The 23,213-nt window shown below is 71.1% G+C and carries 17 protein-coding genes, 3 pseudogenes and 1 riboswitch; of the genes and pseudogenes, 11 read left to right on the top strand and 9 right to left on the bottom strand.

Annotated elements, in window-relative coordinates; all coding sequences use genetic code 11:
* The first annotated feature begins 68 nt into the window (after positions 1-68).
* Both AB0903_RS18300 and AB0903_RS18295 read left to right on the top strand, forming a co-directional pair.
* Positions 69-551, top strand: a complete 483-nt coding sequence (locus AB0903_RS18300; RefSeq protein WP_366703922.1) for a DUF485 domain-containing protein — start codon at positions 69-71, stop codon at positions 549-551.
* A complete protein-coding gene (locus AB0903_RS18295; protein WP_366703920.1) occupies positions 548-2,152 on the top strand; it encodes a cation acetate symporter in 1,605 nt (534 codons plus the stop codon). Before AB0903_RS18300 ends, AB0903_RS18295 begins: the two co-directional genes overlap by 4 nt.
* A gap of 86 nt (positions 2,153-2,238) precedes the next feature.
* On the opposite strand, the gene AB0903_RS18290 is transcribed toward AB0903_RS18295, so the two are convergent.
* Together AB0903_RS18290 and AB0903_RS18285 are read right to left on the bottom strand one after the other, a co-directional pair.
* Positions 2,239-2,919 carry a response regulator gene (locus AB0903_RS18290; protein WP_366703918.1) on the bottom strand — a complete coding sequence of 227 codons (681 nt, stop codon included), beginning with the start codon at positions 2,917-2,919 and terminating at the stop codon, positions 2,239-2,241.
* Complete coding sequence (locus tag AB0903_RS18285) at positions 2,916-4,604, bottom strand: sensor histidine kinase (protein WP_366703916.1); 1,689 nt, start codon at positions 4,602-4,604, stop codon at positions 2,916-2,918. Before AB0903_RS18285 ends, AB0903_RS18290 begins: the two co-directional genes overlap by 4 nt.
* Before the next feature lie 162 nt (positions 4,605-4,766).
* Here AB0903_RS18285 and AB0903_RS18280 point away from each other — a divergent pair, with 162 nt between their 5' ends.
* On the top strand, positions 4,767-5,840 hold the full coding sequence (locus AB0903_RS18280) for a CobW family GTP-binding protein (RefSeq protein ID WP_366703914.1): 1,074 nt from the start codon (positions 4,767-4,769) through the stop codon (positions 5,838-5,840).
* Between the two features lie 13 nt (positions 5,841-5,853).
* On the opposite strand, the pseudogene AB0903_RS18275 reads toward AB0903_RS18280, so the two are convergent.
* A pseudogene (locus tag AB0903_RS18275) lies at positions 5,854-5,979 on the bottom strand (IS481 family transposase); the annotation flags it as partial.
* A 73-nt stretch (positions 5,980-6,052) separates the two neighbouring features.
* On the bottom strand, positions 6,053-6,856 hold the full coding sequence (locus AB0903_RS18270; RefSeq protein WP_366703912.1) for a hypothetical protein: 804 nt from the start codon (positions 6,854-6,856) through the stop codon (positions 6,053-6,055).
* 21 nt (positions 6,857-6,877) lie between these two features.
* Here AB0903_RS18270 and AB0903_RS18265 point away from each other — a divergent pair, with 21 nt between their 5' ends.
* The gene (locus AB0903_RS18265) at positions 6,878-8,017 is read left to right on the top strand and encodes a hypothetical protein (protein WP_366703910.1); all 1,140 of its coding nucleotides are present in this window, start codon (positions 6,878-6,880) and stop codon (positions 8,015-8,017) included.
* On the opposite strand, the gene AB0903_RS18260 is transcribed toward AB0903_RS18265, so the two are convergent.
* The 3 genes and pseudogenes from AB0903_RS18260 to AB0903_RS18250 all read right to left on the bottom strand — a co-directional run.
* Positions 7,957-8,394 carry a hypothetical protein gene (locus AB0903_RS18260; protein WP_366703908.1) on the bottom strand — a complete coding sequence of 146 codons (438 nt, stop codon included), beginning with the start codon at positions 8,392-8,394 and terminating at the stop codon, positions 7,957-7,959. The two genes, AB0903_RS18265 and AB0903_RS18260, sit on opposite strands and share 61 nt — an antisense overlap.
* A 30-nt stretch (positions 8,395-8,424) precedes the next feature.
* Positions 8,425-8,544, bottom strand: a pseudogene (locus AB0903_RS18255) (tyrosine-type recombinase/integrase); the annotation flags it as partial.
* A 122-nt stretch (positions 8,545-8,666) separates the two neighbouring features.
* Positions 8,667-9,206, bottom strand: a pseudogene (locus tag AB0903_RS18250) (integrase); the annotation flags it as partial.
* 193 nt (positions 9,207-9,399) lie between these two features.
* Here AB0903_RS18250 and AB0903_RS18245 point away from each other — a divergent pair.
* Together AB0903_RS18245 and AB0903_RS18240 are read left to right on the top strand one after the other, a co-directional pair.
* Positions 9,400-11,082 (top strand): SMI1/KNR4 family protein, encoded by a 1,683-nt coding sequence (locus tag AB0903_RS18245; RefSeq protein ID WP_366703906.1) that lies wholly within the window; start codon positions 9,400-9,402, stop codon positions 11,080-11,082.
* A gap of 235 nt (positions 11,083-11,317) precedes the next feature.
* Positions 11,318-12,904, top strand: a complete 1,587-nt coding sequence (locus AB0903_RS18240; RefSeq protein ID WP_366703904.1) for an IS1182 family transposase — start codon at positions 11,318-11,320, stop codon at positions 12,902-12,904.
* Positions 12,905-12,963: 59 nt separating this feature from the next.
* Here the strand turns inward: AB0903_RS18240 and AB0903_RS18235 are convergent, their stop codons facing one another.
* Entirely contained in the window at positions 12,964-15,414 is a 2,451-nt protein-coding gene (locus AB0903_RS18235; protein ID WP_366703902.1) for a DNA topoisomerase IV subunit A, read from the bottom strand.
* A gap of 242 nt (positions 15,415-15,656) precedes the next feature.
* Here AB0903_RS18235 and AB0903_RS18230 point away from each other — a divergent pair, with 242 nt between their 5' ends.
* The 4 genes from AB0903_RS18230 to AB0903_RS18215 all read left to right on the top strand — a co-directional run bounded on the left by AB0903_RS18230 (position 15,657) and on the right by AB0903_RS18215 (position 20,611).
* Positions 15,657-17,006, top strand: coding sequence for a pitrilysin family protein (locus AB0903_RS18230; RefSeq protein ID WP_366704038.1), 1,350 nt, complete (start codon positions 15,657-15,659; stop codon positions 17,004-17,006).
* Positions 17,007-17,023: 17 nt separating this feature from the next.
* Entirely contained in the window at positions 17,024-18,391 is a 1,368-nt protein-coding gene (locus AB0903_RS18225) for a pitrilysin family protein (protein WP_366704036.1), read from the top strand.
* A gap of 240 nt (positions 18,392-18,631) precedes the next feature.
* Positions 18,632-18,793, top strand: a riboswitch (cyclic di-AMP (ydaO/yuaA leader).
* Between the two features lie 12 nt (positions 18,794-18,805).
* Positions 18,806-19,588 carry a M23 family metallopeptidase gene (locus AB0903_RS18220; protein ID WP_366703900.1) on the top strand — a complete coding sequence of 261 codons (783 nt, stop codon included), beginning with the start codon at positions 18,806-18,808 and terminating at the stop codon, positions 19,586-19,588.
* 345 nt (positions 19,589-19,933) lie between these two features.
* Entirely contained in the window at positions 19,934-20,611 is a 678-nt protein-coding gene (locus AB0903_RS18215) for a GntR family transcriptional regulator (RefSeq protein ID WP_366703898.1), read from the top strand.
* Between the two features lie 196 nt (positions 20,612-20,807).
* Here AB0903_RS18215 and AB0903_RS18210 read toward each other — a convergent pair whose 3' ends face one another.
* Positions 20,808-21,089 (bottom strand): HPr family phosphocarrier protein, encoded by a 282-nt coding sequence (locus AB0903_RS18210; protein WP_005310999.1) that lies wholly within the window; start codon positions 21,087-21,089, stop codon positions 20,808-20,810.
* 167 nt (positions 21,090-21,256) lie between these two features.
* Between AB0903_RS18210 and AB0903_RS18205 the strand changes: the two genes are divergently transcribed.
* Positions 21,257-23,213 (top strand): GNAT family N-acetyltransferase (locus AB0903_RS18205; RefSeq protein WP_366703896.1); only part of this gene is annotated, 1,957 nt, incomplete at its 3' end.

Genomic DNA, 23,213 nt, shown 5'->3' with positions numbered 1-23,213 from the left:
CGGGATCTCCCCACTCTGTCCATCCTTGGGCAGGCGGCCGAAACGGTTCGCCGCGGCAAGGAGAGTCGATGGTGGAGAAGCAGGAAGGCGGGGGCGCCGCCCCGGTACGGTTCGATGACCCGTGGTGCGATGCACTGGCCTCCGGCTGGAGCGACCGGGACAGCACCGGGGCCCCTGCCCCCGGCGGGCAGCCCGCCCCGGGAGACGACCGTGCGGCCGCGCCGAGCGCCGCCGACATCTACCTGGAAGTGCAGCGCAGCGAGGCGTTCCAGGAAGTGCGCGCCCGCTATCGGCGGTTCGTCGTCCCCGCCTGCGCCGCCTTCCTGCTCTGGTACCTGGCGTATGTCGTCGCGGCGACGACGGCGCCGGGACTGATGGCCAGGCCGATCGCGGGCGCGGTCAACGTGGCGATGGTCGCGGGGCTCGCGCAGTTCCTCACGACGTTCCTGCTGACCTGGGCGTATGCCCGCCACGCCAGGCTGCGGCGGGATCGGGCGGCACTCGATCTGCGGTGGGACACCCAGGAGATGACCAGGGGGGCCGGGCGTTGAGTGGGGATCACCAGGCGCTCGCGGTGCTGCTGTTCAGCGTGTTCATCGCGGTCACCCTCGCCATCACCACCTGGGTGAGCCGCAACAGGCACGGTTCCGCAGAGGAGTTCTACGCGGGCGGGCGGCTGTTCTCCCCGATGGAGAACGGATTCGCCATCGCCGGCGACTACATGTCCGCCGCCTCCTTCCTCGGCATCTCCGGGCTCATCGCCCTGTACGGCTACGACGGCATGCTCTACTCCGTGGGTTTCCTGGTCGCCTGGCTGGTCGTGCTCCTGCTCGTCGCCGAACTGGTCCGCAACTGCGGCCGGTTCACCCTCGCCGACGTCGTCGCCGCGCGGATGAGGGAACGGCCCGTCCGTATCGCGGCCGGGACTTCCTCGATCACCGTCTCCGTGCTCTATCTGGTGGCGCAGATGGTGGGAGCCGGCAGCCTGGTCGCGCTGCTGCTCGGCGGGACGAGCGAGGCCGCGCGCTCATGGACGGTCGTCGGCGTCGGGGCCCTGATGGTGGTCTATGTGTCGCTGGGCGGGATGCGGGCCACCACCTGGATCCAGATCGTGAAGGCCGTACTCCTGATGGGCGGCGCGATCGCGATGACCGTGCTGGTGCTGCTGCGCTTCCACGGCGACTTCGACCAACTGCTGAACTCCGCCGCGGCACGCAGCGGTCACGGCACGGACTTCCTCGCTCCGGGCCTGAGGTACGGCGGGGACTGGACCGCCCGCCTGGACTTCATCAGCCTGGGTCTGGCGCTCGTCCTCGGCACGGCCGGACTCCCGCACATCCTGTCGCGCTTCTACACCGTGCCGACCGCGCGGGCCGCCCGCAGCTCCGTCGTCTGGTCCATCGGACTCATCGGCAGCTTCTACCTGATGACGATCGTGCTCGGCTTCGGAGCCGCCGCCGTGGTCGGCACCGCGGAGGTCCGGGCGTCCAACGCCGCAGGCAACACCGCCGTGCCCCTGCTCGCCCTCGACCTCGGTGGAGGCGCCGGCTCCACCGGGGGCACGGTGCTGTTCGCGCTCGTGGCCGCGGTGGCGTTCGCGACGATCCTGGCCGTCGTCGCCGGCATCACCCTCGCTTCCTCCACGTCCGTCGCCCACGATCTGTACGCGACGCTGCGGAACCGGCGCGCCTGCGGCGGGCGGCGGCAGTACGGCGAGGTCGCCGTCGCGCGCGTCTCCGCGGTCTGCATCGGCGCGGTCGCGATCGTCCTCGGGCTGCTGGCCCGCGACCTGAACGTCGCATTCCTCGTGGGCCTCGCCTTCGCCGTCGCCGCCTCCGCCAACCTTCCGGTCCTGCTCTACTCGCTGTTCTGGCGGAACTTCACCACCCGCGGCGCGGTCTGGTCCGTCTACGGGGGGCTGGTGCCCGCCGTGCTGCTGGTGGTCCTCTCACCGGTCGTCTCCGGCACCGAGCGGTCGCTCTTCCCCGGTGTGGACTTCCATGTCTTCCCGTTGGAGAACCCGGGGCTCGTCTCCATCCCGCTCGGCTTCCTGGCCGGCTGGATCGGCACGGTCGTCTCCTCCGAGCCGCCGGACGCGGCGAAGCACGCCGAGACCGAGGTGCGGGCGCTCACCGGTGCCGGGGCCGTTTGAACCGGAGGCCGTCCGTCCCGGAGGCCGTCTCAACCGGAGCCCGCAGCGGACCCGGTGGTGAGCGTACGGGCCGGTTCGCCGTGCGGTCAGACGCTCGTCGCCCATGCGTAGCGGTGCTCCGGGCGGCCCGTCTCGCCGTACCGGGGCGTCAGCCGCACCCGGCTCGTCCGCTCCAGGAGCTTCAGATAGCGCTGGGCGGTCTGTCGGCTCACCCCCGCCCGGTCCGCGATCTCCTGGGCCGACAGCGGGCCGTCGGCGGCCAGCAGCACCTGCCGCACCAGTTCGGCCGTGCTCGGCGAGTGCCCCTTCGGCAACTCGGGGACGATCGCGCCCGCCGACAGGGTGCCGAAGATCCGGTCGACCTCCGCCTGCTCGGCCTCGCCGCCGCTGTCCAGGGCGCGCCGAAGCGCCGCGTACGCCTCCAGCTTGGCGCGGAGGCCGGCGAAGCTGAACGGCTTGACGAGATACTGCAGCGCTCCATGGCGCATCGCCGCCTGGACGGTGGCCACGTCCCTGGCCGCCGTCACCATGATCACGTCCGTCTGGTGGCCGAGCGCACGGAGCTCGCGGACGACAGCCAGTCCGTTCTCGTCCGGCAGGTAGTGATCGAGCAGGATCAGATCGACGGGCACCTCAGCGATGCGGGCGAGCGCCTCGGCGGCCGAATGGGCCCGTGCCACGACCCGGAAGCCCGCGACCTTGGCGACGTAGGCGGCGTTGATCTCCGCGACCCGGACGTCGTCGTCCACGACCAGTACGTCGATCACCGTGCCCGCCGCACTTCCGGGGCACCGACCGCGCCGCCCTCCGCCTGCGCCGCCGGTGCGCCGTCCGCCCCGCTCTCCGTCAGGGCGTCGGGCAGGACGACCCTGAACTCCGCGCCGCCCTCCGCCGCCGCGCGGACCGCCGCGCTGCCGCCCTGCCGCTCCGCGAACCTGCGTACCAGCGGCAGCCCCAGGCCGCGCTTGCCGTGGGCCGGCAGCTCCTTGGTGGTCCAGCCCTCCGTGAAGATCAGCTCACGCTGCCCGTCCGGGACACCGGGGCCGCTGTCCGACACCCGCAGGACCACCGTGCGCCCCTCCGCGCGCATCTCGATCTCGACTCTCGCGTCCGCGGTACCCGCGGCCGCGTCCAGCGCGTTGTCCACGAGATTGCCGACCACCGTCACCAGCCCGCGCGGATCCACCAGCCGGTCGGGAAGCAGGGTCGCGGGCGCGATGCGCAGCGAGACGCCGCGCTCCGCGGCGACCGTCGCCTTGCCGACCAGCAGCGCGGCGAGCAGCGGGTCGTGGACCCTCTCCGTGACCTGCTCGGCGGTCGTCCGGTGCACTCCGACGACTTCGGTGACGAACTCCACCGCCTCCTCGTACATCTCGAGTTCCAACAGACCCAGCAGGGTGTGCAGACGGTTGGCGTGCTCGTGGTCCTGTGCGCGCAGGGCGTCGATCAGACCGCGGGTGGAGTCCAGCTCCCGGCCCAGTTGCTCGAGCTCCGTCCGGTCCCGCAGGGTGGCGACGGCACCCCCGTCGTCGGTCGGCATCCGGTTGGCGACGAGCACCCGGCTGCCCCGTACGGTCAGGAGGTCTTCCCCGGTCACCCGGCCCGCCAGCACGTCACCGGTACGCCCTTCGCCCAGTACCTCCTGCAGCGGCAGGCCGATGGCCTCGGGGCCCACGCCGAGCAGTCGCTGCGCCTCGTCGTTCAGAAGCCGGACCCGCCCCGCGCCGTCCAGGGCCACGACACCCTCCCTGATGCCGTGCAGCATCGCCTCACGCTCGGCGAGCAGGGCGGAGATGTCGGAGAAGGCGAGGTCGTGGGTCTGGCGTTGCAGCCGGCGGGAGATGAGCCAGGCGGCGAGCGCCCCGACGGCCAGCGCGCCCCCCGCGTAGGCGAGCAGCCCCGGAATCGCCGCCAGCAGCCTCGCCCGCACGCTGTCGTACTCGATTCCCACGGACACCGCGCCGACGATCGTCCCCTCCGTGTCACGCAGCGGCACCTTGCCGCGGGCGGAGCGGCCGAGGGTGCCGCTGTCGATCTCCATCACGTCCTGCCCGGCCAGTGCCTGGCTCGGATCGGTGGAGACGACACGGCCGATCCGTTCGGGGGAGGGGTGGGACCAGCGCAGCCCGCGGCCGTCCATGACCACGATGTACTCGGCCCCGGTGGCCCGCCTGATCCACTCGGCCTCGGCCTGCACCGGCCCGTCGGCGGTCGGCCGGGAGGAGGTCAGCTCCCCCGCGAGCTCCGGTGACGCGGTGGTCTGCGCGATGGCGAGCGCGCGGCGCATCGCCTGGTCGTCGAGCTGGGCGCTGAGCGGGGCGAGGAACAGGCCGGTGACCAGTGCGGTGACTCCGGTGACGATCGCCAGCTGCATCAGCAGCACCTGGGAGAACACCCGCTGCGGCCAGCCGAACCGCCGTCGCCGGGCGGGGGCGGTCGGTGCGGGACTCATGCCTACGAACGGTAAGGGGAGCGGCTCCATTCCGGAAACGCGGTGGCCGCGCATGACGGCGACGGCGCGGGCACGCCGGCGCCGCGACCGGCCGGTCGCGGGCCGCTGCCGAGCGGCCCATATCCTGGGAGCCGCAGCTGTCGCAGCCCCGGAGGTGCCGTCTTGAGCAAGCCCCAGATCCCCGTCATCGTCCTCGCGGGCTTTCTGGGATCCGGTAAGACGACCCTGCTCAACCATCTGCTGCGCACCAGTCGCGGGACACGCATCGGCGCGATCGTGAACGACTTCGGGTCCATCGAGATCGACGCCATGACCGTGGCCGGACAGCTCGGTGACTCCACGGTCTCGCTCGGCAACGGCTGCCTGTGCTGCGCCGTCGACGCGAGCGAACTCGACGTGTTCCTGGGCAGGCTCACCCGGCCCGCGGCCGGGCTCGATGTGATCGTCATCGAGGCGAGCGGCCTCGCAGAACCGCAGGAGCTGGTCAGGATGGTCCTCGCCAGCGACAACGAACGGATCGTGTACGGCGGTCTCGTCGAGGTCGTCGACGCGGCCGAGTTCGAGCGGACCCGTGAGAAGCACCCGGAGACCGACCGTCACCTGGCCGTCGCCGACCTCGTCGTACTGAACAAGGCGGACCGGGTCGGCGACGCGGAGCGGCGCGCGCTGCACGAGACGGTCACCGGGCTCGCCGGCGGGGCGGCCGTGATCCCTGCGTCGTACGGGCGCGTCGACCCGGAGCTGTTCTTCGAACCGCGGCCGCGGACCGAGCGGGTCGGCCAGCTGTCCTTCGAGGACCTCCGCGACGACGATCACGAACACCATGACGGCCATCTGCACGCGGCCTACGAGAGTGCCTCGTTCATCTCGCAGGACCCTCTCCACCCGCGCAGGCTGCTGGACTTCCTCGACTCACGCCCCGAAGGGCTGTACCGCATCAAGGGATTCGTCGACTTCGGAGCGCTCGACCGGGCCAACCGGTACGCGGTCCACTCCGTGGGCCGCTTCCTGCGCTTCTACCCCGAGCCCTGGCCGTCGGGCGACACCGGCCGGGGGACCCGGCTGGTGCTCATCGGCTCCGGCGTCGACGCCCCCGCCCTGCTCACGGGACTCGACGCCGCCCGCGTGACCGGCGCCGACGACATCCCGGAGGAGCACAGCCTGTGGGGCATCCTGCGGTACGTACCGAAGGGGTCCTCTGACGACCCGTCAGAGGACCCCTTCGACAGCCCTTAGGCCCCGGGGCCCAGGTGTATTGCCCTGTGAGGTTGGGGACGCGGCTGGCGGGTGGTTTGCCTGCGAGCGCGGTGTGTCCGCGGTGGTGATTGCAGGCGTGGAGCCGGCCGGGGAACGCGTCGCGTCGTTCCTGCTCTGAGCAAGAAGGTCTACCGGTCCAGGCCCAGCCGCGAAGGCAAATCTCGGAGACTGATCACGACGCAATACGCTCCCTAGCTGGTGACTTTTCCCGTGGTGACCAGGGCGAAGTCGACGTCGGGCGCGGGGGTTTCCACGTGTCCGTCTGCGTTGACCTGGCTGGCGATGACGTCGATCGTCCAGGTGCCGGCGTCCGGGTTTTGGATGAACACGTTCTCGACGGTGTCGATGGTGTTCGCTGAGCCACCCGGTGCTGACCAGTTGCCTGCCGCGAGTCCGTTGTTTCCCCAGTAGATGGTGCCGTCCGGGGCGGTGAGCTTCAGAGTCAGGTCGTTGACCCGCGCCTGGGCCGCGGGCGGTAAGCCCATCGGGTCGGTGTAGACCATCGTCGCCTTCAGCCGCTCGCTGCCGTCGGTGGTCAGTGTGTACGTCTCGCTCTGGCCCTGGTATCGGCGGGTGCTCGACGGCACAGCCCCGCCTTCGATCTTGTCGTCGGCGTCGTACCGGCCGACCCATCGCAGCAACGGCAGCGCAGCGACCTGGCCTCGGGTCGCGACGTTCATGCGGACCACGTACGTGGCGTCGGGAATGTAGGCGCCGATCCGGGCACCGAGGGCAGCCAGCGCGGCGCGGTGGCTGTCGAGCGGCGCGGTCGTGAACTGGACCGGGTACGCGCGGCCGTCCTTCGACCGCAGGGTTCCTTGCGGCCGGGTGCGTTCCGCCTCGGGTGTGGTCGAACGGACAGGTGCGCCTCTATGCCCCTCGCTTCCCCTCGTCCTCGCCGTCTCGTCAGGGCCGCCGCCGCGGCGTGCGTGCTGTCGGCACCGCTCGCTCCGGTCGCCACCGCAGGAACGGCCGCCGAGGGCGACGACCGCCATCGGTCCGGCGAAGTCATCACCGTGACCACCACCAGGGTCGGTGACCCCGGTAACCCGTCGGTGGGTGTGGTCCCCTTCACGGACGCCGTCTATCCGGACTGCGCCGAGGCCCCCGAGTCACCGAGCGGTTGTCTGACGGTCGGCAGGGTCGACCACCCGTACGAGATCGGCAAGCTCGAGATCACCGTTGCGCAGTGGGTGGCGTTCCTGAACACCGCCGACCCCGACGGACGCGACCGCTTCGACCTCTATGAGGACAGCGAAAGCGGCTCGGCCTGGCCCAAGTACGGCCAGGTCGACTTCTCGGAGGACGCCCGCAGGGGCCGTCACTATTCGTTGTCCCACCCGGAGTGGGCGGACAAGCCGTACGGCTTCGCGAACTTCCTCGACGCGGCCCGTCTCGTGAACTCCCTCGTCAACGGCCGCGTCCTCGCCAAGGAGACGCGTACCGAGGGCGCTTTCACCTACGTCACCTACAAGGTCCGCCTCTCGCCGCGGACCGAGCGCGGGATGTACGACCTCGACCGCCCGGACGCGACGCGGACCGAGGACTCCGGCTTCGTCGTACCGAGCCAGAACGAGTGGATCAAGGCGGCCTACTACGATCCGAGCGGCGGCGGTACGTACTCGTACTGGAAGTACCCCACCAACGCGGGGGTCTTCGGCGATGGTGACGCGACCGCCCCCAGCCCCACCGTGCTCAACCCCACCACCGGCGACGTCACCAACGCTTCGACACAGCCACTCGCCTCGTACCACGCCTCTGGACAGCCGGCGCCCACCTGGTGCCCCTCGCAGGTGTCGCCCGAGGTCTGCTCCTCCGTCAACCCGATCGGACTGGACCCCGTCACCTACGCGGACGTCTACCAGGGCAGCCTCGGTACGACCGGACAGGCCCGCACCACCTCCCCGTGGGGCACCCTCGACCAAGGCGGCAACGCGGTCGAATGGACCGACACGATCACCCCGCCCCCGACCGGCCAGGACTTCGGCCGCGTCTGGCGTCGGCTCCACGGCGGGGTGTCGAACGCACCGGCATTCCAGATGTGGCCCTCCGCGGTCGGACTCCAGCCCCAGGACAACCTCTTCTACCACCACACCTATCCATGGCTGGGAATCCGGATCGGAGTGATCGGCGAACTCGAGCCGGAGGAGCGCTGAAGCGAGCGGCCTTCGAAGGCTTCTCCGTCGAGTCGGCCGAGGGGTCCGTCGAAGATGTGCTCGCGGGCCACCTGTCCCTTGGCAGCTGTGTCGTCCCGCTGGCGTTCGAGGGTGGGCCGGAACTCGATCGTGGTGACGAAGAAGGTGCAGGACTCGCAGATCGACTCGAAGTGGCAGTCCATCTCGACGGGGCGAGCGCAGTAGCCGTTGCCGAGCATGCGCCGGTGCATCTCCCGGCGGAGCTTGGCCATCTCCGATCCCTCGGCGTCCGCCGGCAGCTGGCGCGGGGCGTCGTAGAGAGCCTCCACCTTCTCCGAGACCGCGAAGTACTCGTCGGTGACGGTCCGGTCGGCGATCTGCGCGTAAACACGTGTCATGGACAACGACCGGTGGCCAAGGAGTGCCGCGATGGCCTCCAGGGACATGCCCCGGTTGATCGCCTGGGTGGCCAGAGTATGCCGGAGCTGGTGCGGGGTAACCCGGCCGAGGCCGGCCTGCTCGGCGGCTTTGCGGACCGCGGCATCGATGCGGGAGGCGTTGACCGGGCGTCCGTGGTCGGTGGACAGAGGTTGGAGCGCAGGCCCTCGGGCCGCTGCAGCAGCCGGTCGCCCAGCAGCGTCGTCAGCTGCGGGTACAGGGGAACGTAGCGGTCGGTGTGCATCTTGCCGACCGGGACGCGGAGCCAGTAGGCGGAGCCGATCTGCACGACCGCGTCGATGGTGAGGCCGAGCATCTCGCTGCGGCGCATCCCGGTGCGGGCGAGGATCTCGATGGCCGGCCGGGCGAACGGATCGGGATCCTGGCGGGCGACGGCCGACAGTTTCGCGGCCGCGGCGTCGTCGAGGAAACGAGGCAGCGGCTCGTCCGCGATCGGGAAGTCGCTGTCGAACACCAGCTGGTGGGGCGGCCGATCGGTGGCGTCCCGCTCATCCAGGCGGCGGAAAAACCCGCGGAGTTTGCTCAGACCGTCGCGGACGGTGTGCCGGTGCAGCGGTCCGCCGCGAGCGGCCGGCCGTTCCAGCAGCCACTGCCGATAGCGTTCGACGTGCCGTCCTTTGAGTTCGGCAACACAGGTCACGGCAGTGTCTTCGGCGGCGACCAGCAGGGCGAACTCCCGCAGTGTCAGCTCGGCATTCTTCACGGTCCCCGGCCGCAGGGTCCCGGCGATCTGCCGCAGGTAGTGCTGCATCGTGCCTGCAGTTCAGGCCGGGACCTGGGCCCACTCCTTGAGTTGAGTGGTTCTACTGAACTGTTGCCCTGAATCTCGCTGGGCGGGCGCGCCTACGGCGCTCAGCCGCCCCACACACCCACCGGCCGGGCCTACAGTGAGCGCGCCCCGGCGCCCGCTGCCCCGGGCCTTGTTTCGAGTGCGGGAGGAACGCATGGCCGGTGACGTGGTGTGGACCGAGGAGCAACGAGGCAAGGTGTATTCCACCCGGGCGCATGTCAACCCGGACCATCTGACCGAGGGGCTGGAGCGCGGGCCCTGCTGGCTGGCGGCGGCGCCGCCGTTCGACGCCGAGCTCTGTTTCGCCGAGGCGCGTGACAAGAGCCGCCACGACTCGGACAGGGGCCGGGAGTACGAGGTCGGCTCGGTGAAAAAGGGCGCGCGCCATGCGGAGCCTTCGATGGCCGAACTCGGGTTGCGCGCGGCGGCCCTCTACCGCAGCGGTGAACGTCCGGACGGGCTCGACCTGGACGTGGAAGTGGCCATGGCGGAACTGCAGTTGCAGGTGACGCAGGCCGCGGTGCCGTTCTGGCTGGCCGCCGAGGGCGTCGTCTGGACCCTGCGCGCGATGCTGCGACTGCACGAACTCGCCCACAGCCGGCACAAGGTCCACTACGACCCGAGGTGGGAGTGGAGCGGGACCTGGCTGATCGAGACCACCGCGCACGCCTCGTCCCAGGTGGCCGAGTGCGCGTCGAGCTGGCGGCTGCTGCGGGGCGTGCTCGCCGTCGCCGACGAGGCGGAGTACCGCGAGGCCCGTGCCGTGGCGGCAGCCGCGTTCGACGTGGCGCCGGTGCCGGTCAAGGCGGCGCTGTCGTTCGTGTTCTCCGACGAGCGGGAATGGGCCGACCGGGCGGCCGAGGACTGCCTCGCCCAGGGCGGCGGCAGTGACGAAGTGGTGCGGATGCTGGTCACCACCGCCCGTGTCGACTTGGGCGAGCGACTCGTCGAGCGGCAGCCGGGCTGTCTGGACGCAGCGACCCTGTTGACGCTGATGGCCAGGGAGGGTGCCGGTGCGGCACCCGTACTGGACGCGGCGATGCGCCACGCCCGCGGGAACAACGAGCGGTTGGTGTTCGCCCGGTATCTCGCCATGATCCGCACCCGCGACGCGGCGGAGAGGCTGGGGGCCTGGCGGGGCAATGGCCGGCTCGCCCCGCTGATCGAAGGCTACTTCCGGGCGGCGCCCCACCTGGAGCCCTCGCCGACGGCGCCGTCGGTGCACCTGACCTCGCCCGAGGGCACGACCGCCGCCGTTCTGACGGAACTCTTCGAGGAATACCGCACCTGGTACGGCGAGCACTGGGTGCCCAAGCTGCTTGACGACGGATGGGAAGAGGAGGAGCTGGACGAGGAGGGCTGGCTGGACCCGACCGGCGACCTCAGCCCGGTCGCCGAAGAGGACATCGCCGCCCTCGAAGCGCGGTTCGGGCCGCTGCCCGCCGACTATCGGACCTTTCTGCGCGTGATCGGCGCTGGGGAGTTGCTCCAGCCGATGGAAGCGCTGCCCGGTGCCGCCCTGGAGCCGACGACACAGAACTTCATCCATCCCGCGGACATCCCGGGGGTGCACGCCGTCTACACCAAGTGGCTGCACGACAGCTGGCACGAGGAGAACGAGGGCGTCGCGGATCTGACGAGGATGATGCCGATCATGGGCCATAGCGGGTACGCGAATTTCGTTCTGCTCTCGCTCCAGGACGAGGGCGACGACCGCGTGCACGTCTGGTACCACGACGAGGAGCCGGAGCGGTTGGACGGCGGCCTGTCCTTCATGGAGTTCCTCCGCACGATGCTCGACCGGGCCCGGCAGGAGTGGGCGTACCCCGGGATATGACGGCACGAGGCGACGCGGCCGTCCCGCGCCAGGGCTGCTTCAACGGCCGTGGACACGCGTGGGCGTGGGAGAGCCGCCGGGCCGCTCCCCGCCAAACCGGGCCGCGGCCGTCCTGGGGGGACGTACGGCGGCGGCACACGGTGGCGCAGGAGCGGCACGGCGGCTCCGGGACTGTAAAACGCTCGTGTTGTTTGACAGACCCCGGCTCGGTGGAGTCGGGGCCAGTCTTGTAGGCATGCAGGGGGAGTGGGCCGGGGAGCCGGTCGGGCCGGATGTGTGGGAGACCTGCCGGGAGTTGATCCCGGCGGGGAGCGTGTTCGCGTTCCTCGCCGAGCTTCGCGAGGTGCTGTTCCCGCCAGGGATGTTCGCGGACATGTACCCCTCGTCCAACGGCCGTCCGAGTCTGCCGCCGCAGGTGCTGGCCGCGACCGTGGTGCTGCAGAGCCTGCACGGGCTGTCGGACTTCGAGACGGTCCAGGAGCTGCGGTGTGACCTGCGGTGGAAGGCCGCCTGCGGGCTCGGCCTGTACGACACCGCTTTCCACCCGTCGCTGCTGACGTACTTCCGGCGCCGGCTGCGTCACTCGGCCGATCCGATGCGGATCTTCACCAAGGTCAAGGAGGTCGTGGCCGCGACCGGGGTACTCAAGGGCAAGCAGCGGCGGGCGCTGGACTCCACCGTCCTTGATGACGCGGTGGCCACCCAGGACACCGTCACCCAGATCATCTCCGCGATTCGCCGGGTGATCCACGAGGTCCCCGGCGCCGGGGAGACCGCGCAGCAGTGGTGCCGTGCGCACGACTACACCGATCCGGGCAAGCCGAGGATCGCCTGGGACGACGAGCAAGCGCGCGCCGCGCTGGTCGACGCGCTGGTCACCGACGCGATCAACCTGCTCGGACACCTGCCCGAACAGGAACTGGGCGAGCGGGCGGCGAACGCGGTGGGCCTGCTGGCCCTGGTCGCGGGCCAGGACGTGGAGCCGGCCGAGGACTCCGACGGGCGCGACGGCCGCTGGCGCATCGCCAAGCGCACGGTGGCGGACCGGACCGTGTCCACCGTCGATCCCGACGTACGGCACATCCACAAGAACCGCACCCGCCACCAGGACGGCTTCAAAGGGCACGCGTCCTTCGAGCCGGAGACCGGCCTGTTCACCGCCGTGGCGTTGACCGGCGGCTACGGCCCCGACAACCACGAGGCCGCCGTCGCCTGCGATCTGCTGGCCGACGAGGACGAGGGCCAGGAGTTGACCGTGCCCGGTGACTCCGCCTACGGCACCGGCGACCTGCGCGCACGTCTGCAGGCCGACGGCCACACCCTGGTCATCAAGCCGCCACCGCTGCGGCAGGCCATCCCTGGCGGCTTCACCATCGACGACTTCCACATCGATACGGCGGCCGGCACCGCGACCTGCCCGGCCGGACACACCGCCGGCCTCGGACAGGTCAAAGTGGACGGCGCCCGCACCGCCCATTTCAAGCGCCTCTGCGCCGACTGCCCCCTGCGGGGACGCTGCACCACCTCCAAGACCGGGCGCACCCTCGACGTCCACCCCCAGCACGAACTGCTCACCGCCGCCCGCCACCAGGCGGCCACCGACCCCGTCTGGCAGGCCGAATACCGCAGATGGCGGCCACCAGTCGAACGCGCCATCGCCTGGCTGGTCGCCAAGGGAAACCGCCGGGTTCCCCACCGGGGCGTCATCTCCAACAACATCTGGCTCCACCACCGCGCCGCCGCCCTCAACCTCCGCCGACTGATCAACCTCGGACTCACCAGGGCCAACGGCAACTGGCACCTCACCCCGGCCACCGCATAAGCAAGAAGGGCTGTCCGGCCTACGGCCGGACAGCCCTTGACAAGATCTTCAGCAGTCTTCTAGCTCGCCGGGCCCGCGAGCACCGCGACCGGCGACGTCAGAGGCGTGCCGGAGCCGTCGCGGCGCGGGTCGATCTCCGGGAGCTCGGCCGGGGAGCCGTTCTTCTGCGCCGCGCGGGCCGGCGCCGCGCCCGCCCAGGCCAGGACCAGCACGTCCTCGCCCTTGAGGAAGCGCTGGCAGCGCACCCCGCCGGTGGCCCGCCCCTTGCGGGGGTACTGGTCGAACGGCGTCAGCTTCGCCGTCGCGATCGAGTCGTCCAGCGTGCCGTGCGAGCCCGCCACGGTGAACACGACCGCGTCCCCGGCCGGGTCCACCGCGGTGAACGAGACGACCTCCGCGCCTTCCGCCAGCTTGATGCCGGTCATACCGCCTGCCGGCCGGCCCTGCGGGCGTACCTGTGCGGCCGGATAGCGCAGGAGCTGCGCGTCCGAGGTGATGAAGACCAGGTCCTCCTCGCCGGTGTGCAGCTCGACGGCACCGACGATCCGGTCGCCCTCCTTGAGCGTGATGACCTCCAGTTCCTCCTTGTTGGAGGGATAGTCGGGCACCACGCGCTTGACCACGCCCTGCAGGGTGCCGATCGCGAGCCCCGGTGACGACTCGTCGAGCGTGGTGAGGCAGACGATCGTCTCGTCGGCCTCCAGCGACAGGAACTCCGCGACCGGTGCACCGCCGGCGAGGCTGGGAGCGGAGGCCGTGTCCGGCAGCTGCGGCAGGTCGATCACGGAAAGCCGCAGCAGGCGCCCGGCCGACGTCACCGCGCCCACCTCGCCGCGCTGGGTCGTGAGCACCGCCGAGACGATCACATCGTGCTTGGTGCGTCTGGTCCGGCCTTCATCGAGCGGCTCGCCCGTGGCCGTACGCGCGAGCAGGCCGGTGGAGGAGAGCAGCACCCGGCACGGGTCGTCCGCCACCTGGAGCGAGGCCGCCGGCGCGGGCGTCCCCGCGGACTCCAGCAGGACCGTGCGCCGCGGGGTGCCGAACTTCTTCGCCACCGCGGCCAGTTCGGAGGAGACCAGCTTGCGCAGTTCGGCGTCCGACTCGAGGATGCCGGTCAGCTCGTCGATCTCGCCGTTGAGCCGGTCGCGCTCACTCTCCAGCTCGATCCGGTCGAACTTGGTGAGCCGGCGCAGCGGGGTGTCGAGGATGTACTGGGTCTGGACCTCGCTCAGGGAGAAGCGCTCGATCAGCCGCTCCTTCGCCTGGGCCGAGTTCTCGCTGGACCGGATGATCCGGATGACCTCGTCGATGTCGATGAGGGCGACGAGCAGCCCCTCGACCAGGTGCAGCCGGTCACGGCGCTTGGTGCGCCGGAACTCGCTGCGCCGCCGGACGACCTCGAAGCGGTGGTCGAGATAGACCTCGAGCAGTTCCTTCAGTCCGAGCGTGAGCGGCTGCCCGTCGACCAGCGCCACGTTGTTGATGCCGAAGGACTCCTCCATCGGAGTCAGCTTGTACAGCTGCTCCAGCACCGCCTCCGGGATGAAGCCGTTCTTGATCTCGATGACCAGGCGCAGGCCGTGCGCACGGTCGGTGAGGTCCTTGACGTCCGCGATGCCCTGGACCTTCTTCGCCCCGACCAGGTCCTTGATCTTGGCGATGACCTTCTCCGGGCCGACCGTGAAGGGCAGTTCCGTGACGACCAGGCCCTTGCGCCGCGCGGTGACGTTCTCCACGGACACCGTGGCGCGGATCTTGAACGAACCGCGGCCGGACTCGTAGGCGTCCCTGATGCCGTTCAGGCCGACGATGCGGCCGCCGGTCGGCAGATCCGGGCCCGGCACATGGCGCATCAGGGTCTCGAGGTCCGCGCCGGGGTGCCGGATGAGGTGGCGCGCCGCGGCGACGACCTCGCCCAGATTGTGCGGAGGCATGTTGGTCGCCATGCCGACCGCGATCCCGGACGCGCCGTTGACCAGCAGGTTCGGATAGGCGGCGGGCAGTGCGACGGGCTCGCGCTCCTGGCCGTCGTAGTTGGACTGGAAGTCGACCGTGTCCTCGTCGATCGACTCGGTCATCAGGCCGGTGGCGTCGGCCATCCGGCACTCGGTGTACCGCATGGCGGCGGGCGGGTCGTCGTTGCCCAGCGAGCCGAAGTTGCCGTGGCCGTCGACCAGCGGCAGGCGCATGGAGAACGGCTGCGCCATGCGCACGAGCGCGTCGTAGATCGACGCGTCTCCGTGCGGGTGGAGCTTGCCCATGACCTCGCCGACGACACGGGCGCACTTCACGTAGCCGCGGTCGGGACGCAGCCCCATCTCGTTCATCTGGTAGACGATGCGGCGGTGGACCGGCTTCATGCCGTCGCGTGCGTCCGGCAGGGCCCGGGAGTAGATCACCGAGTACGCGTACTCGAGGAAGGAGCCCTGCATTTCGTCCACCACGTCGATGTCGAGGATCCTCTCCTCGAAGTCGTCCGGCGGTGGGGTCTTCGTGCTGCGGCGGGCCATCGCGGCTGCTGCTCCTTCACGTACCAGGTGGGCATCTGACGCGGACCATTGTGGACCGTCCCGCCGACAACGCCGACCGCGACCCGTGTTCCGCACCGCGTCCGGGGTGGAACGCGCCGCTCCGGCGGGGGAAGAACGCGGGGACCGGGCCCGGGAACTTCGCCAGGTGTCGGCACGCTTGCATACAGTGGCAGGTCTGGCAGCACTTTCACGTTTTCGCGATCGAAGGGACGTACATGCCCATGGGTCACACGGCCACAGCGCAGGCCGGTTCCGGCGGCCTGACAGCGACCGAGCACCGCCTGGCCAACGGCCTGCGCGTGGTGCTCTCCGAGGACCACCTGACCCCGGTCGCCGCGGTCTGCCTCTGGTACGACGTCGGTTCGCGCCACGAGGTCAAGGGCCGTACAGGACTCGCCCACCTCTTCGAGCACTTGATGTTCCAGGGCTCGGCCCAGGTGAAGGGGAACGGCCACTTCGAGCTCGTCCAGGGAGCCGGCGGTTCGCTGAACGGCACCACCAGCTTCGAGCGGACCAACTACTTCGAGACGATGCCCACCCACCAGCTGGAGCTGGCGCTCTGGCTCGAGGCCGACCGGATGGGCTCGCTCCTGGCCGCCCTCGACGACGAGTCGATGGAGAACCAGCGCGACGTCGTCAAGAACGAGCGCCGCCAGAGGTACGACAACGTGCCGTACGGCACTGCGTTCGAGAGGCTGACCGCCCTCGTCTTTCCGCAGGGCCACCCCTACCACCACACCCCGATCGGCTCGATGGCCGACCTGGACGCGGCGACCCTCGAGGACGCCCGTGCCTTCTTCCGTACGTACTACGCGCCGAACAACGCGGTGCTGTCGGTCGTCGGCGACATCGACCCCGAGCAGACGCTCGCCTGGATCGAGAAGTACTTCGGGTCCATCCCCTCCCACGACGGCAAGCAGCCGCCCCGTGACGGCACCCTGCCGGACAACATCGGTGCCCAGCTGCGCGAGGAGGTCGTCGAGGAGGTTCCGGCCCGCGCCCTGATGGCCGCCTACCGCCTGCCGCACGACGGCACCCGCGAGTGCGACGCCGTCGACCTGGCGCTGACCGTCCTCGGCGGCGGGGAGTCCTCCCGGCTCCACAACCGCCTGGTACGCCGCGACCGGACCGCCGTCGCGGCCGGGTTCGGCCTGCTGCGGCTGGCCGGTGCCCCGTCGATGGGATGGCTGGACGTCAAGACCTCCGGCGGCGTCGAGGTCCCGCAGATCGAGGCCGCCGTCGACGAGGAGCTGGCGCGCTTCGCGGCCGAGGGCCCCACGGCGGGGGAGATGGAGCGGGCACAGGCCCAGCTGGAGCGCGAGTGGCTGGACCGGCTCGGCACGGTCGCGGGCCGAGCCGACGAACTCTGCCGCTACGCGGTGCTGTTCGGCGATCCGCAGCTGGCGCTGACCGCCGTCCGGCGGGTGCTCGACATCACCGCGGAGGAGGTGCGGGCGGTCGCCGAGGCGCGTCTGCACCCCGAGAACAGGGCGGTGCTGGTCTACGAACCGGTCGCCGCGGAAGAGACCGAAGCGGCCGACGGACACGAGCACGAAGGGACGGACCAGTGAGCGACGCTGCCGTGACCATGGACCTCCACCCGCAGCCGACTCCGGGCACCGCCCGGCCCTGGGCCTTCCCGGCCCCCGAGCGCGGCACGCTGGACAACGGCCTGACGGTGCTGCGCTGCCACCGGCCCGGCCAGCAGGTGGTGGCCGTCGAGGTCTGCCTCGACGCCCCGCTGGACGCCGAGCCCGAGGGCCTCGACGGTGTCGCCACGATCATGGCGCGGGCCTTGTCGGAGGGCACCGACAAGCACTCCGCGGAGGACTTCGCGGCTGAACTGGAGCGCTGCGGCGCCACCATGGACGCCCACGCCGACCACCCCGGCGTGCGGGTGTCGCTGGAGGTCCCGGTCTCCCGGCTCCCCAAGGCACTCGGCCTGCTCGCCGAGGCACTGCGGGCGCCCGCCTTCGAGGCCGGCGAGGTCGAGCGGCTGGTCCGCAACCGCCTCGACGAGATCCCGCACGAGACGGCCAACCCGGGCCGCCGCGCCGCCAAGCAGCTCTCCAAGGAGCTCTTCCCGGCCGCGCTGCGCGTCTCGCGACCCCGCCAGGGCACCGAGGAGACGGTGTCCCGGATCGACGCCGCGGCCGTGCGCTCCTTCTTCGAGGCCCATGTGCGCCCCGCGACCGCGACCGCCGTGATCGTCGGCGACCTCACCGGCGTCGACCTGGACGCCGTGCTCGGCGACTCGCTCGGCAGCTGGACGGGCGACAAGGCCGACCGGCACCCCGTGCCCGCGATCAGCGCCGACGACACCGGCCGGGTGGTCGTCGTGGACCGTCCCGGAGCCGTGCAGACGCAGGTGCTCATCGGCCGGGTCGGAGCCGACCGCCACGACCGTGTCTGGCCCGCCCGGGTGCTGGGCACGTACTGCCTCGGCGGCACCCTCACCTCCCGCCTCGACCGGGTGCTGCGCGAGGAGAAGGGCTACACCTACGGCGTACGGGCCTTCGGCCAGGTGCTGCTCTCGGCGCCGGACGGCTCCGGTGCGGCCATGCTCGCCATCAGCGGCTCCGTGGACACGCCCAACACCGGCCCCGCGCTCGAGGACCTGTGGAAGGTGCTCCGTACGCTGGCGGCCGAGGGCCTCACCGACACCGAACGCGACGTCGCCGTGCAGAACCTGGTGGGCGTGGCCCCGCTGAAGTACGAGACGGCGGCCTCCGTCGCGGCGACTCTGGCCGACCAGGTCGAGCAGCACCTGCCGGACGACTACCAGGCCCGGTTGTACTCGCGGATGGCGGAGACCGGCACGGTGGAGGCGACCGCGGCCGTCGTCAACGCCTTCCCGGTGGACCGGCTGGTCACGGTACTCGTCGGCGACGCGTCGCAGATCGCCGAGCCCGTCAAGGCGCTCGGCATCGGTGAAGTGACGGTTGTCACGGGCTGAACGGAAGCCGCCGATCGGACAGAAGGCCGAAAACGGCGGACCCTGTGGCAGGTGCCAACAAGCGGAACCCCGGCTTCGGTTCTTTTGTCGGGGTTCCGTCGTATGTCCGCTTTGTTGGAGAGATTGCCTGTCTGCCCTGTGGCATGCGCTACAAAACAGGCTGTCCGTTTGGTGATCGACGGATGAGATGCCTAGCGTCGGTCCGGCTGTCCGCCTGGAGATCGTCGCGCCCGCGACATCGGGCAGCCATCGCCGAGTCCCCGTCAGGCGCGAGCCTGGGGAGCCGGGGACCCAATCGTCCCTGGGGTGAATCGGACACCTTCGCCCGAGCGGAGGCGCCCGTAGGAGACCTTCCTGCTCCGAACCCGTCAGCTAACCCGGTAGGCGAGAAGGAAGGAAAGGACCAGCCTCTTCATGGCGTTCACCCGTGCCACCGGGAAGCATCGTGCCCCGAGCCGTCTGACGCGCAGGAGCGCGAACCTGGCCGGCGCCGCCGCACTCGCCACCACCGGCGTCGTCGGAACCTTCGCCTCCCCGGCCCTCGCCGCCACCGCCGACACCTCCTCCGCCGAGGACACCGGCCTCACCCGGATCGTCACCATGGGGTCGCTCGCCGACGAGATAGCAGACCAGGCCGCCGCCCAGAAGAGGGAGGCCGAGGAGGCCGCCGCCAACGCCCGTGCGCGGGAGAAGGCCGCGGCGGAGGCGAAGCGCAAGGCCGAGGCGCGCGCCGAGGAGGCCCGTGAGGCCGAGGAGCGCGCCGCCCGTGAGGCCGAGCGCAGGCGGCTGAACTCCTTCCAACTCCCCATCGCCGGCTCCTTCGTGACCACCGGCTACAAGGCCGGCGGCGCCCTGTGGTCCTCCGGCTCCCATTCCGGCGTCGACTTCCGCGCCCCGTCGGGCAGCTCCGTCGTGGCGGTGGGCTCGGGAACCGTCGTGGAGGCCGGCTGGGCCGGCGCGTACGGCAACAACGTCGTGATCCGGATGAACGACGGCACCTACACCCAGTACGGCCACCTGGCGTCCATCGACGTCGTCGTCGGCCAGCAGGTCACCCCCGGCCGGCAGATCGGCCTGTCGGGCTCGACCGGCAACTCGACCGGACCGCATCTGCACTTCGAGGCGCGGACCACGGCCGAGTACGGCTCGGACATCGACCCCGTCGCCTATCTGCGCTCGCACGGCGTCGCCGTCTGACCTCGGGGCAAGGCCGGCGCGGGTCCGGCCCGTCCGTTCTGCCGGTGCGGACCCGGTCCGTTCGTTCTGCCGGATCTGCCGGAGGGGCCCGGCCCGGCGTTCTGCCGGAGGGGCCCGGCCCGTCCGTCCGGCCGGACCGTCGCATCCGCTCGCAGGGCCCCTGGCACCGCGCCGGGGGCCTTCGGCGTATTCCGTGCCGTTTCCGCCATTCCGTCATCTGCGTGTGCACCAAGAGATTTCCATGGTTTCCCGGCCGCCATCGGAAAACGGCGCACATTGCAATAGAGTCACGGGAAGACACGTCGAACGGCTGCGTTTCGCTCGGATCAAGGCGGAGGTTCGGTCATGCGTATTCCCGCGCACTCGGTATGCACGGCGATCCGCGACGACATCGTCTCCGGTGTCTTCGAGCGCGGCAGCCGGCTCACCGAGGAGCAGCTCGCCCGCCGCTACGGGGTCTCCCGGGTCCCGGTGCGCGAAGCGCTGCGCACGCTGGAGTCGGAGGGGTTCGTCGTCACCCGGCGGCACGCCGGCGCATGCGTCGCGGAGCCCACGGAACAGGAGGCCGCCGACCTCCTGGAGATCCGCATGCTGCTGGAGCCGCTGGGGGCGGCACGCGCCGCGCAGCGCCGCACAGAGGCGCATCTCAAAGTGCTGCGCGGCCTGGTCAGGCTGGGGCAGCAGAGGGCGCGCCGGGGACAGGGCGAAGACCTGCGCTCGCTGGGCAACTGGTTCCACGAGACGCTGGCCCAGTCCTGCGGCAGCCCCGGGCTGACCGCGCTGCTCACCCAGCTGCGGCACAAGATCGCCTGGATGTACGCGGTGGAGCAGTCGGCCGCGCCGGTCGAGGCGTGGGCCGAGCGTGGCGCGATCGTCGATGCCGTGGCCCGCGGCGACGCGGAGCGGGCGCGGGCGCTGACGGCGCTGCACGCGGAGCGCTCCGCCGGGGCGCACCGGCTGCGGCGCACCGTGCGCGTGAGGACTTCGCAACATGCCGTAAACACCACGAGCGGCCGGAATTAACAGAAGGCGTATACAAAAGAAGTGCTGCGTTGTCGGCCTCTTTTTCTTTTATGGCTACTCTTTTCCCGGCGTCGTCCGGGAATTCGTGTGCCCGCGAAAACGCGTGGCAGTTTCCGGTAGGACGAAACCGCGGTACCCCCGGACCGGGGCACCGCGGTCGTGTCGTGCGAGGGGCCGGACCGTGCGGCCCCTCCGCTCAGACCGTCTCGGGGAGCTCGTCGAGCCCCTCGGCCACCAGCTTCGCCAGACGGTCCAGGGCGGCCTCGGCGCCGTCCGCGTCGGAAGCGAGGACGATCTCTTCGCCGCCCTGTGCGCCCAGGCCGAGCACGGCGAGCATGGAGGCGGCGTTGACCGGGTTGCCGTCGGCCTTGGCGATCGTCACGGGGACGCCGGCAGCCGTCGCGGCACGGACGAAGATGGACGCGGGGCGGGCGTGAAGGCCCTCGGCCCAGCCGACATTGACGCGGCGCTCAGCCATGGTGATGCCCTTCAAGTCTTAGCGGTTGTCTAGACCAGTCTCTCATGGGTTCCGGCGTGCTCCCCCGACCGGTCCGGCGGGGGTGACGGACCGCCCGTGCGGCCTCCTCAGACTGCCCGCAGGCAACCTGCCCCGCTACCGCTGTGCCGCGCCGTAGGCTTTGCACCATGCAGACCTCGCGGGAGCACGCCTACCCGGCTCACTGGGAAGCAGACGTGGTGCTGCGCGACGGCGGCACCGCCCGGATCAGGCCCATCACGACCGAGGACGCCGACCGGCTGGTCAGTTTCTACGAGCAGGTCTCCGACGAGTCGAAGTACTACCGCTTCTTCGCCCCCTACCCGCGGCTGTCCGACAAGGACGTCCACCGCTTCACCCACCACGACTACGTGGACCGGGTCGGGCTCGCGGTCACGGTCGGCGGCGAGTTCATCGCCACCGTCCGCTACGACCGGATCGACGCACGGGGCCGCCCCGCGAGCGCCCCCGCCGACGAGGCCGAGGTGGCCTTCCTCGTCCAGGACGCCCATCAGGGGCGCGGCGTCGCGTCCGCCCTGCTCGAACACATCGCGGCGGTCGCCAGGGAACGCGGCATCCGGCGGTTCGCCGCGGAGGTGCTGCCGGCCAACTCCAAGATGATCAAGGTGTTCCGGGATGCCGGATACACCCAGCGGCGCAGCTTCGAGGACGGGTCCGTCCATCTGACCCTCGACCTCGAACCGACGGAGGCGTCCGTCGCCGTGCAGCGCGGCCGTGAACAGCGCGCCGAGGCACGCTCGGTCCAGCGGCTGCTCGCCCCGGGTTCCGTCGCCGTCGTCGGAGCCGGCCGGCTGCCCGGCGGCGTCGGCCGCACCGCGCTGCGCAACCTGCTGGGCGCGGGCTTCAGGGGCCGGGTGTACGCGGTGAACCGCGCGTTCCCGCCCGGGCGGAGCGAGATCGACGGCGTTCCGGCGGTCCGTTCGGTCGGCGACATCGGTGAGCCCGTCGACCTGGCGGTCGTCGCCGTCCCGGCCGAACGGGTGCCGGAGGTCGTCACCGACTGCGGCCGGCACGGCGTACAGGGCCTCGTCGTGCTGAGCGCCGGCTACGCGGAGAGCGGTCCGGCCGGCCGGGAGCGTCAACGCGAACTGGTGCGGCAGGCGCGCTCGTACGGTATGCGCATCATCGGGCCCAACTCGTTCGGGATCATCAGTACCTCGGACGCCGTCCGGCTCAACGCCTCCCTCGCGCCCGAGGCCCCGGCGCCCGGACGGATCGGCCTGTTCACCCAGTCCGGCGCGATCGGCATCGCGCTGCTGTCCGGACTGCACCGGCGCGGCGCGGGCGTCTCCTCCTTCATCTCGTCCGGGAACCGGGCGGACGTGTCCGGGAACGACTTCCTGCAGTACTGGCACGAGGACCCGGACACCGACGTCGTCCTGATGTACCTGGAGTCGATCGGCAACCCGCGCAAGTTCACCCGCCTCGCACGGCGCACTGCCGCGGTCAAGCCGGTCGTGGTCGTCAAGGGGGCGCGGCACAGCGGCAGCGCGCCGCCCGGCCACGCCGTGCCCTTCACCCGTATTCCGGACGCGACCGTCGGTGCGCTGCTGAGCCAGGCGGGCGTGATCCGCGTGGACACCGTCACCGAACTCGTCGACGCGGGTCTCATGCTGGCCGGGCAGCCGCTGCCGAGAGGGCCGCGGGTCGCGATCCTCGGCAACTCGGAGTCCCTCGGGCTGCTCGCCTACGACGCATGTCTCACGGAAGGGCTGCGCCCGCTTCCGCCGCGCGACCTCACGACGGCGGCCACGCCCGCCGACTTCCGCGCCGCGCTCGCGCAGGCACTGGTGGACGACGCGTGCGACGCGGTGATCGTCACGGCGATCCCGTGGGTCGGGGAGAACGGCGTCACCGAATCGGGCGACGGCGAGGTTCTTGCCGAGGCGCTCCGCGCGGCGTCGGCCACGGCGCCGGCGAAGCCGGTGGCGGTGGTCCACGTCGAGATGGGCGCCCTGGCCGACGCCCTCTCCGCCGCCTCCAGCACGGCCCCGACCCCGCCCGCACCGGGCCCGGGTGCGCCGTCCTCGGTCGGCCGTGACGGCACGGACCCCGGGCCCGCCGCAGGCAGGCCCGGACCGGCTG

It is taken from the genome of Streptomyces sp. NPDC048389, assembly GCF_040706335.1.
In the GTDB taxonomy this organism is placed as follows: Bacteria; Actinomycetota; Actinomycetes; order Streptomycetales; family Streptomycetaceae; genus Streptomyces.
Note: the sequence above shows the minus strand (reverse complement) of the source record. Positions and strands in the feature narration are given on the sequence as shown.

Coding starts and splice junctions, on each gene's coding strand:
- AB0903_RS18300 (WP_366703922.1), top strand. CDS start 69: ATGGTGGAGAAGCAGGAAGGCGGGGGCGCCGCCCCGGTACGGTTCGAT.
- AB0903_RS18285 (WP_366703916.1), bottom strand. CDS start 4,604: ATGAGTCCCGCACCGACCGCCCCCGCCCGGCGACGGCGGTTCGGCTGG.
- AB0903_RS18270 (WP_366703912.1), bottom strand. CDS start 6,856: ATGGCGGTCGTCGCCCTCGGCGGCCGTTCCTGCGGTGGCGACCGGAGC.
- AB0903_RS18260 (WP_366703908.1), bottom strand. CDS start 8,394: ATGACACGTGTTTACGCGCAGATCGCCGACCGGACCGTCACCGACGAG.
- AB0903_RS18245 (WP_366703906.1), top strand. CDS start 9,400: ATGGCCGGTGACGTGGTGTGGACCGAGGAGCAACGAGGCAAGGTGTAT.
- AB0903_RS18240 (WP_366703904.1), top strand. CDS start 11,318: ATGCAGGGGGAGTGGGCCGGGGAGCCGGTCGGGCCGGATGTGTGGGAG.
- AB0903_RS18235 (WP_366703902.1), bottom strand. CDS start 15,414: ATGGCCCGCCGCAGCACGAAGACCCCACCGCCGGACGACTTCGAGGAG.
- AB0903_RS18230 (WP_366704038.1), top strand. CDS start 15,657: ATGGGTCACACGGCCACAGCGCAGGCCGGTTCCGGCGGCCTGACAGCG.
- AB0903_RS18225 (WP_366704036.1), top strand. CDS start 17,024: ATGGACCTCCACCCGCAGCCGACTCCGGGCACCGCCCGGCCCTGGGCC.
- AB0903_RS18220 (WP_366703900.1), top strand. CDS start 18,806: ATGGCGTTCACCCGTGCCACCGGGAAGCATCGTGCCCCGAGCCGTCTG.
- AB0903_RS18215 (WP_366703898.1), top strand. CDS start 19,934: ATGCGTATTCCCGCGCACTCGGTATGCACGGCGATCCGCGACGACATC.
- AB0903_RS18210 (WP_005310999.1), bottom strand. CDS start 21,089: ATGGCTGAGCGCCGCGTCAATGTCGGCTGGGCCGAGGGCCTTCACGCC.